We start from the raw sequence: 11,765 nt of genomic DNA on the forward strand, positions 1-11,765 counted from the left end.
GTGACAGGCGTCGGCGCGGTCACCGCGATCCTCGCGGCTGCCGGTCGCGGCGTCCGGCTCGGATCGCGCAAGCAGCTGCTCGCATTCCAAGGCAAGCCGCTTGCCGCGTGGTCGCTCGAAACGTTCGCCGCGTGTCCGCTCGTGACGGACATCGTCGTCGTGTGCGAAGCGGACGAGCATGAAGCATTCGTCGCTCTCTCGCGCGACCGCGGCGGCGGCAAAGTGCGCGCCGTCGTCAGCGGGGGCGAGCGGCGCCAGGATTCGGTCTACGCCGGCTTGCGCGCGGCGCCCGCGCAGACCGCGATCGCGATCGTGCACGACGGCGCCCGACCGTTCGTCACGGGCGAGCAGATCGAAGCGGTGCTTGCGGCTGCACGCGAAGGCGGGGCGGCTATCCTCGCTGTGCCGGAAAAAGAGACTGTGAAACAAGCGGGCGAAGGCGGAGCCGTCGCCCGAACGCTCCCGCGCGAGGCGCTCTGGCACGCGCAGACGCCGCAGGCGTTCGAATTCGGCATTCTCATGCGCGCGTATGCAGCCGCGGAGCAAGGCGGATTCGTCGGCACCGACTGCTCGATGCTCGTAGAAGCAGCGGGCGAGACGGCCGTGCGCATCGTCGAAGGGTCGTACGACAACGTGAAGATCACGACGCCCGAAGACCTGATAATCGCCGAGCATATCGCTCGCGCTCGTTTGGGCGCGACATGAGGGTCGGCTTCGGCTATGATGCACATCCGCTGGTCGCGGGAAGGCTGCTCGTCCTTGCGGGTGTGGAGGTGCCGTACGCGCGAGGTCTCGACGGATATTCAGACGGCGACGTCGTGGCGCACGCCGTCATCGACGCGCTGCTCGGCGCGCTCGCGCTCGGTGATTGCGGTTCGCACTTCCCCGCAGGCGACGCTCGTTTCGCGGGTGCGCGGAGCCTGGATCTCCTGCGCCAAGCCGTCGCGCTTATCGCGGCGGAGAATCATGTGATTGGAAATGTCGACTGCACCATTGTTGCCGAACGGCCAGCGCTCGCCGCGTACATCGGTCAGATGCGTTCAAATCTCTCTCGCGCACTCGACGTGACGACCGCATTCGTGAGCGTCAAAGCGAAACGGACCGAGGGCCTGGGATTTGAAGGCGAGAGCCGCGGCATCGCGGCGTATGCGATCGCGAGCGTGAAGCCTGCGAGGCCGGCATTCCAGGCAAGTGACGAGGAATGAACAACAAGGGACCGCGGCTACGGTTCGCGCCGGCCCCCACCGGCTCACTCCACGTCGGCGGCGCGCGAACCGCACTTTTCAACTATCTCTTCGCGCGCAAACACGGCGGCGCGCTGATCCTGCGGTCTGAAGATACCGACAGCGCGCGCTCATCCTTGGAATCGGAAAAAGTCATACAAGACGATTTGCGCTGGCTCGGCCTCGCATGGGATGAGGGACCGGACATCGGCGGCCCCTTCGCGCCGTACCGGCAAACCGATCGCCGCGACACCTACGCGCTGGCCGCGGCGCGTCTCATGGAAGTCGGCCGCGCGTATCCATGCTACTGCACGCCGGAGGAGTTGGACGCGGCGCGCAAAGACGCGGAAGCGAAAGGATTGCCGCCGCGCTATCCGGGCACATGCCGCGATCTGACCGCCGAGCAGCGCGCCGCGCGAGAGCGGGAAGGCCGAAAGCCGGCATTGCGTTTTCCGGTGCCGTCGCGAGACATCTACGTCGAAGACCTGATCCGCGGTTCGGTGCACTTCCCCGGCAACACCATCGGCGATTTTGTCATCGTGAAATCCGAAGGTTTGCCCACCTACAATCTCGCGGCAGTCGTGGACGACGCAGGGATGGAGATAACGCACGTCATCCGCGGCGACGAGCACCTCCCCAATACGCCGCGACAAGTGCTCTTATATGAGGCGCTCGAGTTGCCGCCGCCGCTCTTCGCGCACGTCTCCATGATCCTCGCGCCGGACCATCAGAAACTCTCGAAGCGGCACGGTGCAACAGCGGTCGCGGAATATCGCGCCCAGGGCTACCTTCCGGATGCGCTCGTCAACTATCTCGCGCTGCTCGGGTGGTCGCCCGGAGACGATCGAGAGTTCTTCTCGCTCGCCGATCTGGTAGAAGCATTTTCGCTCGAACGTGTCGGCAAAAGCCCTGCCGTGTTCGATCACGCGAAGCTGCGCTGGTTCAACGCACACTATGTGCGCAGGCTGCCCGACGAGCAGCGGATAGAGCTGATCGCAGATTGGGCCGGTCAAAGCCCGGTGGTCGCAACGCTTCCGGCGTTCAGAGATCCTGCGTGGCGGCGCCTGCTCGACCGCGCGCTCGCAGACCACATCCATGAATTGAGCGATGTGCCGCGCGAGGCAAGCGCGCTCTTCGCGCCCGACGTGGAACTCGAGCCGTCGATGGCGGACGCGCTTGCCGATCCGGCGGCCCGTGCAATGGTTTTCGAACTCGCCACGCAAGCTGAATCCGCCAAGGACAATGCGCCTGCCTGGGCAACGGCGGTGAGCCGCGATGCGATCGTGGCGCTCGGCGCGCGCCACGGCCTGAAAGGGAGAGCGCTCTTCCGGCCGGTGCGCGCAGCGGTCACTGGATCGGAACACGGCCACGAATTGCCGCTGCTGCTCGCGCTTCTCGGGCCGGAACTCGTCGTACGCCGCATCCGCCGGTCGCTCGCGCGGGAGGACAGGCCGCCGACGGCTTGAACCAAGCGCGGTGATGACAGTGGAGACGCCCACGAACGAACCGACCTGTTGCTGCTGCTGCTGCGGCTGCTGTTGCTGCTGTTGAGCGAGCGCCGCATGCGCCCGTCTTCCTATTAAGCGCAATCGTACGCGGCCCCGACCGCGCCGGCAAGCAGAGCAGAAGCGAACCCCATGCGTCACGAATCGATCTTCCGTAAGATAGCCGCAGACTGGCGCGCGTGCTTCGCGCGCGATCCGGCTGCGCGCAATGCGCTCGACGTGCTCTTGAGCTATCCCGGTTTTCATGCGGTGTTCGCGTATCGTTTCATCCATCCGCTGCAGAGATGGGGCATTCCGGTTCTGCCGCGTCTTCTCGCGAATGTCACGCGGTTCTTCACCGGCGTCGAAATCCACCCGGGGGCTGAACTCGGCGCGGGATTGTTCATCGACCACGGAACGGGTGTCGTCATCGGAGAGACCGCCGAAGTCGGCCGCGACTGCACGCTCTATCAAGGCGTGACGCTCGGCGGCACGAGCCTGCAGCGCGGCAAGCGCCATCCGACGCTCGAAGACGGCGTGGTGGTCGGAGCCGGCGCCATCATTCTCGGAGCGATCACCGTCGGTCGAGGAGCAAAAATCGCAGCCGGGGCGGTCGTCGTGAAGGACATTCCACCGGACAGCACGGTTGTCGGCGTGCCCGGACGCGTCGTCTTCCAAAACGGTAAGAAAGTCGAGGAACCCGTCATCCCACACGTCGATATGCCGGATCCGGAGGACGACGCGATCAAAGCGCTCACGCGCCGGATCGAGGCGCTGGAAGCCCGCGACCGCAGCGAGGAGTCGCATGCCGATCCGCTTTTTTAACAGCCGGACGCGCCGCACGGACGATCTCACACCGCTGCATGACGGCGAAGTGAGCATCTACGTCTGCGGCATGACGCCGAATTCGCATCCGCATCTCGGACATGCGCGTACGTTTCTGACCTTCGATGTCTTGCGGCGTCATCTGCGTTCGCGCGGCCTCACGGTACGCTACGTACAGAACGTCACCGATATCGATGACAAGATCATCGAACGGGCGGCTGCAGATAAGACGCCGTGGACGGACGTCGTGGCGCGATTCTACGGCGAGTACGAAGCATGCGCCCGACAATTGCGTATCGCCGAGCCCGACGTGCTCGCGCGCGCCACCTCCGAGATGGATGAGATCGTCGCGATGATCGCGCAGCTCGTCGCGCTGGACAAAGCGTATGAGACGGCGGACGGCGTCTATTTCAAGGTGAAGTCTTTTGCCCGTTATGGCGAATTGAGCGGACGCCAGATCGACGAGCTCCAGGCGGGTTCGCGCATCGAAGTGCGCGAGCAGAAAGCCGATCCGCTCGACTTCGCGCTGTGGAAGAAAGCCAAGCCGGGGGAGCCGACGTGGCCGAGCCCGTGGGGACCGGGCCGCCCCGGCTGGCACATCGAGTGCTCGGCGATGTCGCGCCGCCATCTCGGCGATCAGATCGATATCCATGGAGGCGCGACCGATCTGATCTTCCCGCACCACGAGAACGAGATCGCGCAGACTGAGAGCTGCACGGGCTTGCATCCGATGGCGGCCATCTGGATGCATGCGGGGCTCCTCAACGTGGACGGTCAGAAGATGAGCAAGTCGCTCGGCAATTTCATGCCGCTGGTCGATCTGCTGAAGCGGCATTCCTGGGCGGCCATCCGCTATTTCTTCCTGCAGACCGGCTATCGCAAGCCCACCAATTTCACGGATTCTGCGCTCGAAGCGGCCACCAAAGGTCTGCGCGGCCTGTACGCTGATATTGAGGCGCTGCGAGTCGCCGCGGGCGCGCGCCCGGCGCGCACCGATCAAGCCGCCGACGCCGAAGAATTCGACGCGCTCTTGGACGATGATCTCAACACGGCCGGCGCCGTCGGCTGGCTTCAGAAGCGGCTCAAGGCGGAACGCACAGCTGCGGCGCAGCGCGATGGATCACCGCAGGCCGCCGTGGCGCTCGCCGAGCGCTGCCTGGCTGTGCTCGGCTTGCCGGCGACGGTCGACGAAGCCGGTCTGACTCAAGCCGAATCTTCACTGCGTCTGACGGACGCGGCCCGTTTGAGTTTGCGCATTATCGCCGGTGACGGCCACTCGGACGACCGTAAGCTCGTCGACCGCGTTGTCGCTATACGCTTGGCCGCGCGCGAAGCGCGCGACTTCGCCGCGTCCGATCGCCTGCGCGACGTGCTGCTGAAGTCGGGCATCGCGGTCAAAGATTCGAAATCCGGATCCGAGTGGACCGTCATTGAATCCGAGTAAGCCGGAGGCAAGACGCGAGTCTGAATATATCTTCGGCGTTCACGCCGTTGCGGAAGCGATAGCCGCCGGCGAGCCGCTCGAGCGCATCATCGTCGGGAAACGGCGTACCGCCGATCGCGAGCTCTCGGTCGTCCTCAAAGAAGCCGCGGCGCGCGGCACGCGCGTTGAAATAGAAGAAGAGGCGATGTTCCGCCGTTTCGGCGACGCGCGCCATCAACACGTGGTGGCGATCGCGCCGCCATTTCGTTATGCAGAGTGGAGTACGTTGCTCGCCGCGGTCCGCGAGCGGGATGACGCGATCGTCGTCGCGCTCGATCACATCGAAGATCCGCATAACGTCGGCGCGATCTTGCGCAACGCCGAGGCCGCGGGCGCTGTGGGAGCGGTGCTGCCGGATCGCCGGAGCGCGTCCGTCACCGCATCGGTTCGGCGAGCGGCAGCCGGAGCTGCTTCACACTTGGCGATTGCCCGTGTCCCGAACTTGGTCAGGGCGTTCGAGGATTTGAAGCGCGAAGGGTGCTGGGTCATCGGCACCGCCGCGGCGCCCGGCACGCCCGACTACACCTCGGTCGATCTAACGGGGCGTTGCGTGATCGTTATCGGCGCGGAGGGCAAAGGCATATCCCGCTTGGCTTTGGTGCGATGCGACCTGCTCGCAAGAATCCCGATGCAGGGGAAGATAGCATCACTGAATGCGTCATCTGCCTCGGCGATCATGCTCTTCGAGGCGGTGCGTCAGAGGTCGCAACGAAAGCTTGTGACGAGCAGAACAAGCGGTCAAAGCCCCGTCAATCCTTGACTTCCGCCCTGCGCACACCTATAATCACAAAGGATAAAAAGAGGGGCAGAGCCGCTCTAATCATCGGGGGTAGACAACACACTTGGCGGCACTCCATCAGACCGAAGAAAACCTAGACTATAGCGAACGCGCCGACGAAGAACTCGTAAATGCAGCGAAATGTGGCGACAATCTCGCCATGGAGTTCCTGCTCAATAAGTATAAGAACTTCGTCCGCATCAAAGCGAAAAGCTACTTCCTCATCGGCGCCGACCGAGAGGACATCATCCAAGAGGGAATGATCGGCCTGTACAAGGCCGTTCGCGACTTCCGCGCCGACAAATTGTCGTCGTTCCGCGCGTTTGCGGAGCTGTGCATCACGCGGCAGATCATCACTGCCATCAAGACGGCCACGCGCCAGAAGCACATCCCGCTGAACCAGTACATCTCGCTGAACAAGCCCATCTACGACGAAGACAGCGAACGAACGCTGTTGGATGTCATGGCGAGCGCCAAGATGTCCGATCCCGAGGAACTGGTGATCAATCAGGAAGTCTCGGAAGACATCAAGGAGCGGATCCAGGAGAATCTGAGCGACCTCGAGTCGCAAGTGCTCCTGAGCTATCTCGAGGGCAAATCGTACCAGGAGATGGCGCGCGACTTGAACCGGCACGTCAAGTCCATCGACAACGCGCTCCAGCGCGTCAAGCGCAAGATCGAAAAGAACTTGAGCGAAGTCGACCTCTACTAAGACGAAGATGAATGTAGGGCGGACCTTTATGGTCCGCCGTTACGCTCGGACGACACATGTGGGGCGGACCTTTATGGTCCGCCTATCCATTTTGTCTCTCTTGGGATTACTCTGCGCATGCGCGGCTTCCGATCCGCTCGATGGCTTCGCATTCACGCCGCCGGCTGGGTGGACGGCGCTGCCGCCGCACGAGGGTTCGCGGCTTTGGACAAATCCTCGCAATCCGGGTGAAGAAGTGCTCGTGACGCGGCCCGGCGACCTCGCGCCCGGCGAAGACCGAACCGTTTCCGGCAAACCCGTCACGATTTGCGGCGGTCACCCCGCTACGCTGACGGTGAAGATCGGCTCGGCATTCGGCCAGCCTGCGCGTCTCGAATCGATCACGGCGATATGGCAGAACGTCCGTATCATGGCCGCGTACATCCGTCCGATGTCGGCTCGCGCGAACCCAAACGCCGAAGCTTCGCTCCGCTCCGTCTGCCCCCGCTCGATCTGACGGCCACGCAACGAAGGAACGGTACTGAAGGGGCCGACGCTAGTCGGCCCACTCTAATTCACGCTGGACCGCGCAGACGTTCCCGACAGGAGCGCGCCGGCGGCTGCGCGGAAGGCGTCAGAAAGTTTGAGAGGCCGGCATGAATACTCGAAAAGAACTTCTCCCGACCGGCGGATCGCGCCGGCAACGCACCGCTGAAGAGATCGCCGCGGCATCGACGTTCGACTATCCGGCCACCCAGCTCGGTGTATCCGGCAATATCACGGTCTACTACGATCCCTCGCTTGGACCGCCGGGGCTGGCGCTTGCTCAGCAGTTATTGAACGCGATTGTCGGGCCTTACTTGGATATGCAGTCGTTCTTCGGGGTCACGGGAAGTGCGGCCGACGTCATCGTCGCCCCGCTGAGCGGAAACAACGATGGCACCGGCGGCGCATACCACTACGGTTGCGACTTCACGTCTGGCGGCGTGCTCTACCTCGACGCGACGTTCGCGAACACGACCGTCAACGCGCTCGATCTCGAGGTAGGGCTCTACGTCGCCGAGTTGAGCGAGTGCTTCATGGGTCTGCAAGCCGGCGGATGGGGCTGCGGCTCGAGCAACGGTGAAGGCCTATCTCGTTTTTGCGCCGAGGTTGAGACACCCGCGGGCACGCTCGACGCATTTGCCACCGGGCCCGCATGGGCGAAGGCCGGCTATCCCGATTGGATCTCGCAGACCGAAACAACCGATCAAGACTCGGTCTCAACCGGCTGCGCTATCGTCTATCTCTATTGGCTGCGCTCGCTCGGCTACACGATACCGAACATCGTGCAGGCCGCAGGCACAACGCTCTCCGCGAACTACACGACGTTGACGGGCAAGACCACTGCCTATCAGGATCTGCGCGCGGCTGTCTCGGCGCTGACCGTCAACTCGGACAATCCGTTTGTCTCTTGACCACATCGCAAGCCTGTAGTCACACCGCGGCGCGGCGCCCGAACTCGAGCGCCGAGGACCGCCTCATCGCGTAAGAGAAGCGGCGACCGTGCCGTCGCTCGCATGGAAAAACCTGATCGAGGACCGAGGACGGCTTGCGGTCGCGCTCGCCGGCATCATGTTCGCGGTCGCGCTCATCGCGATCCAGACCGGCATCTACGCCGGTTTCGTCAAATCAGCCGGCTTGCTCATCGATGAATCGACGGCAGACATCTGGGTCTGCGCGCAAGACATGCGCTACGTCGAATTGACCCTGCCGATACCCTACGCTGATCTGGACAAGGCGCGCCACGTCGCCGGTGTCGCAAGCGCCGAACCGATGGTCGTGCGCACGTCGGCATTCAAAGGACCGCAACATCGACTCGAGTTGGTCCGTGTCGTCGGCTTCGATCCGGACGGCACGCTTTTCCGCCCGGGCCCCGTGAGTGATGCTGACCTGCGTAAATTACGCGCGAAGAACACGTTTCTGGTAGACCGTGCGAATCTGTCGGCGATGAATCTGCACGGAATTGGCGACACCGGCGAGATCGGAGACACGACGCTTCGTCTGGTGGCGCTGACGCAAGGCACGCAGCCGATCGTCTCGGCTACGTTGATCTATACGTCGCTGCCGAACGAACGGACATACTTGCAGCTTGGACCGGCGATTGATACGAAGTCGTTCAACCCCTTGGCGGCATATTTCGGCTTTCCGGTCGGCGCGCTCGACACGCTCGGCCCCGATACGTCCTTGAGCTACGTGCTGATACGCGTCAAGCCCGGCGCGGACATCGCAAAAGTACAGAGGGACTTGGAGCGCGCGCTTCCCGGCACCGACGCGTATACGAAAATGCAGATGGGTGACGTCACCAAGACGTACTGGGAAAAGCGCACAGGTCTCGGCTTCATTCTCGGTCTTGGCGCCGTCGTGGGCATGATCGTCGGCATGGCCGTCGTCGGCCAGATCCTCTACACGTCGGTCTCCGATCATATCCGCGAGTACGGCACGATGAAAGCCATGGGCGCATCCGACTGGACGCTGCACAAGATCATCATCACGCAGGCTGTGCTCATGGCCGTCGTCGGCTTCTTACCCGGCATTCTCGTGAGCGAATGGGTCGCGGCGTTCGCCATGGCGCAGCGCGGGCTGCTCGTTTTGATCTCCCCTGCGGTCGCGCTGCAGGCGCTTGCGATCACGGTGGGCATGTGCGTGCTATCCGCCGTATTCGCGATGCAGCGCGTGACGCGTGTCGATCCCGCGATCGTGTTCAAAGCATGAGCACGGCGATGCGGGCGCGCGGGTTACACAAAGTGTATGGCTCGGGGCATGCGCGCGTTTGCGCGCTTCAGGACGTCTCACTCGATGTCACGGGCGGTGAGGTGCTCGTGCTCATGGGCCCGTCGGGCTCGGGCAAGACGACGCTGCTCTCCGTGCTCGCGGGAATCCTCACGCCGACGACCGGCTCTGTGTACGTCGACGATACGGAAATCACCGCGCTGACGCGGCGAGACGCTGCGGATTTCAGACGGCGCCATTTCGGCTTTGTCTTCCAAGGGTTCAATCTGTTCGGGGCATTGAGCGCGCGCGAGAACGTGGAGCTGGCGCTGCACCTGAAAGGCGTTCGCGGCGCCGCGGCGCGCGATCAGTCGCACCATCTCTTACAGAGCGCTGGAATCGGTCACCGTGCAGGTTCGCATCCGCGCGATCTCTCAGGCGGCGAGAAGCAACGCGTCTCGATCGCGCGCGCGCTTGCGTGCGATCCAAGCGTCGTCTTCGCGGATGAGCCGACGGCATCGCTTGATTCCGAGAGCGGTCATGCGGTGATCGCCCTGTTGCGGGCACTGGCGAAAGAGCGCGGGTGCACGGTGTTCATCGTGACGCACGATAGCCGCATTGCCGACGTCGCTGATCGCGTGGTCTACTTGAGCGATGGGGCGCTAGCGGAACCTGCGGCTCGATAGCCGCCAGCCCTCACCGTAGTTGCGTGGCGCCCATGTGCGCGAACAGCGCCGATGTGAAGCGCGCCGGCTGTTCCACCATCGGCAAGTGGCCGCATTTGGTGACCCGCACGAACGTGGCGTCTTTGACGTGTTCGCTCAAGCACGCCCAATCGGTGCAGTCGCTGACCTTGTCGTCGTCGCCCCAGACCAAGAGCGTGCTGACTTCGAGCTTTCTCAGCATGACCGCGACGTCGAGCGACTGCGCCTCTCGCAGCAGACGGATCATATTTGCCAGATGCCGCCGGTCGAGAAACAGCCGGAAAGCGTGCTCGATCCGTTCGTCGGCGATCCGCGACCGATCGTGGAATAACCCGCGAGCGACATCGAACGCGATGCTCCTCGTGAGTTTCCCGAAGGACGCGATGCCGAGAGTTCTGCCGCCCATGGCCGGAGCACCGCTTAAGACGAGCGTTTCGACGCGGTGCGCATTGTTAACAGTGTATAGGAGGGCGACCGCGGAGCCCAGCGATGCGCCGAGAATCGTGGCGCGCTCGATCGAGAACTGGTCGAGCATTTCCCCGAGTTCAACCGCCGCTGCTGCGATGGAGCTGTGCGTCACCGCGATCGGATCGCGCATGGTCACACATGGGTAGCCGGCGGCGATCAATGCGTCGCGGACTTCTATCCAGATCCAATCGCCCGCCACCAGGCCTGAGAGCATGATGATGGGAGTCCGTGCCATGCGGCCTGGATAGTAGGTGAACGCGTCAGCGTCATAGACGCGGCGAGCCATGCGCCACGGATTCGAATGCCCGTCGGGAGCCACCTTGACGCAATGAAAGTCGCGCGACGTCGAGCGCACAATGGTTCGATCCGGCGTTGGTGAACGCTCTTTTCGTCCTAGGCTGAATACATTGGAGGATATTATGGCGCAGCGGACGGCCTTTCTCGGCAAGCTCATCGGCATCTACTGTATTCTCGCTGCAATCCCGATGGGAATAAACAAGCAAGCCACCATTCAGATGGTGACGGCTCTCGTTCACGACGCCCCGTTGCTGTTCTTCTTCGGTTTGATCGTCGTCGCCGCCGGTTTGGCGCTGATACTGAGCCACAAAATCTGGTCCGGCGGCGCACTTCCGGTCATCGTCACGATCGTCGGTTGGCTCACGCTGCTGAAGGGGCTGGCTTTCCTGTTCTTTCCGCCGCCGGCATCGGTCGGGATTGTCGTGTGGGGATCAGCGTACGAGCAGTTCTTCTATGCAGATGTGGGAGCAGCTCTGCTGCTCGGTATCTATCTGACATACGCGGGGTTCAAACATCGATGATGCGTCACGGACGCGAAAACGAAGTTTAGCTCAAACAAGCTAACCTTTGCAAACGGTTATTCCCGTTTCGTCGCGTTTCAAACCATGTTTGCAAAAGGCGCGCCAAGGGAATCAGCGTTGACGGGACCGGAGTCACGCTGACATCCGGAGCTTGGAGGAGCATAAAAAATGGCAAACCTGCTTTGGACGATTATCGTGATCTTGTTCGCGCTCTGGCTTATCGGCCTTGTCGCGCATATCGGCGGCGGTCTGATCAATCTCTTGTTGGTTGTCGCCCTCGTGATCTTCGTGATCAACCTGCTTACTGGGCGGCGAACCGTGGCCTAGATCCCAGATATCGTGCCGACTCCGCGCGGTGTTGTCCGCCGCGCGGAGCCGTCTCGACAGATCCCGTGACAACGGGAATGAAGAAATCGTCAAGAGAAATGCAACGTCGCGCGTCTTCTACATGCGCCGACGTAGCTCAGTTGGTAGAGCGGCGGTTTTGTAAACCGTTGGTCGGGGGTTCAAGTCCCTCCGTCGGCTTATCCGATCAGGCGA

Annotated in this window: 14 protein-coding genes and 1 tRNA gene; 14 read left to right on the plus strand and 1 reads right to left on the minus strand. The window is 62.8% G+C overall.

Annotation, left to right across the window (positions count from 1 at the left end; translation table 11 throughout):
• The 11 genes from ispD to VKT51_13105 all read left to right on the plus strand — a co-directional run bounded on the left by ispD (position 1) and on the right by VKT51_13105 (position 9,921).
• Positions 1-705, plus strand: coding sequence for a 2-C-methyl-D-erythritol 4-phosphate cytidylyltransferase (gene ispD / locus VKT51_13055; protein ID HLJ85096.1), 705 nt, complete (start codon positions 1-3; stop codon positions 703-705).
• A complete protein-coding gene (gene ispF, locus VKT51_13060; GenBank protein ID HLJ85097.1) occupies positions 702-1,205 on the plus strand; it encodes a 2-C-methyl-D-erythritol 2,4-cyclodiphosphate synthase in 504 nt (167 codons plus the stop codon). Before ispD ends, ispF begins: the two co-directional genes overlap by 4 nt.
• Positions 1,202-2,689, plus strand: coding sequence for a glutamate--tRNA ligase (gene gltX, locus VKT51_13065; GenBank protein HLJ85098.1), 1,488 nt, complete (start codon positions 1,202-1,204; stop codon positions 2,687-2,689). The genes ispF and gltX overlap by 4 nt, the downstream gene beginning before the upstream one ends.
• 171 nt (positions 2,690-2,860) lie before the next feature.
• Positions 2,861-3,532 carry a serine O-acetyltransferase gene (gene cysE, locus VKT51_13070; GenBank protein HLJ85099.1) on the plus strand — a complete coding sequence of 224 codons (672 nt, stop codon included), beginning with the start codon at positions 2,861-2,863 and terminating at the stop codon, positions 3,530-3,532.
• Complete coding sequence (gene cysS, locus VKT51_13075) at positions 3,513-4,976, plus strand: cysteine--tRNA ligase (GenBank protein ID HLJ85100.1); 1,464 nt, start codon at positions 3,513-3,515, stop codon at positions 4,974-4,976. The genes cysE and cysS overlap by 20 nt, the downstream gene beginning before the upstream one ends.
• The gene (gene rlmB, locus VKT51_13080; GenBank protein HLJ85101.1) at positions 4,963-5,775 is read left to right on the plus strand and encodes a 23S rRNA (guanosine(2251)-2'-O)-methyltransferase RlmB; all 813 of its coding nucleotides are present in this window, start codon (positions 4,963-4,965) and stop codon (positions 5,773-5,775) included. Before cysS ends, rlmB begins: the two co-directional genes overlap by 14 nt.
• 82 nt (positions 5,776-5,857) lie before the next feature.
• Positions 5,858-6,505 carry an RNA polymerase sporulation sigma factor SigH gene (sigH, locus tag VKT51_13085; GenBank protein ID HLJ85102.1) on the plus strand — a complete coding sequence of 216 codons (648 nt, stop codon included), beginning with the start codon at positions 5,858-5,860 and terminating at the stop codon, positions 6,503-6,505.
• A gap of 58 nt (positions 6,506-6,563) precedes the next feature.
• Entirely contained in the window at positions 6,564-7,001 is a 438-nt protein-coding gene (locus VKT51_13090; GenBank protein ID HLJ85103.1) for a hypothetical protein, read from the plus strand.
• Between the two features lie 139 nt (positions 7,002-7,140).
• The gene (locus VKT51_13095; protein HLJ85104.1) at positions 7,141-7,941 is read left to right on the plus strand and encodes a hypothetical protein; all 801 of its coding nucleotides are present in this window, start codon (positions 7,141-7,143) and stop codon (positions 7,939-7,941) included.
• A gap of 88 nt (positions 7,942-8,029) precedes the next feature.
• Positions 8,030-9,238, plus strand: coding sequence for an FtsX-like permease family protein (locus VKT51_13100; protein ID HLJ85105.1), 1,209 nt, complete (start codon positions 8,030-8,032; stop codon positions 9,236-9,238).
• Positions 9,235-9,921 (plus strand): ABC transporter ATP-binding protein, encoded by a 687-nt coding sequence (locus VKT51_13105; protein HLJ85106.1) that lies wholly within the window; start codon positions 9,235-9,237, stop codon positions 9,919-9,921. Before VKT51_13100 ends, VKT51_13105 begins: the two co-directional genes overlap by 4 nt.
• Before the next feature lie 10 nt (positions 9,922-9,931).
• On the opposite strand, the gene VKT51_13110 is transcribed toward VKT51_13105, so the two are convergent.
• On the minus strand, positions 9,932-10,693 hold the full coding sequence (locus VKT51_13110) for an alpha/beta hydrolase (protein ID HLJ85107.1): 762 nt from the start codon (positions 10,691-10,693) through the stop codon (positions 9,932-9,934).
• Between the two features lie 133 nt (positions 10,694-10,826).
• Between VKT51_13110 and VKT51_13115 the strand changes: the two genes are divergently transcribed.
• The 3 genes from VKT51_13115 to VKT51_13125 all read left to right on the plus strand — a co-directional run bounded on the left by VKT51_13115 (position 10,827) and on the right by VKT51_13125 (position 11,750).
• Complete coding sequence (locus VKT51_13115; GenBank protein ID HLJ85108.1) at positions 10,827-11,225, plus strand: hypothetical protein; 399 nt, start codon at positions 10,827-10,829, stop codon at positions 11,223-11,225.
• A gap of 168 nt (positions 11,226-11,393) precedes the next feature.
• Complete coding sequence (locus VKT51_13120; protein ID HLJ85109.1) at positions 11,394-11,552, plus strand: lmo0937 family membrane protein; 159 nt, start codon at positions 11,394-11,396, stop codon at positions 11,550-11,552.
• Positions 11,553-11,677: 125 nt separating this feature from the next.
• Positions 11,678-11,750, plus strand: a tRNA-Thr gene (locus tag VKT51_13125).
• The last annotated feature ends 15 nt before the right edge of the window (positions 11,751-11,765 follow it).

The organism is Candidatus Eremiobacteraceae bacterium, from assembly GCA_035295225.1.
Lineage (GTDB): Bacteria > Vulcanimicrobiota > Vulcanimicrobiia > Eremiobacterales > Eremiobacteraceae > JABCYQ01.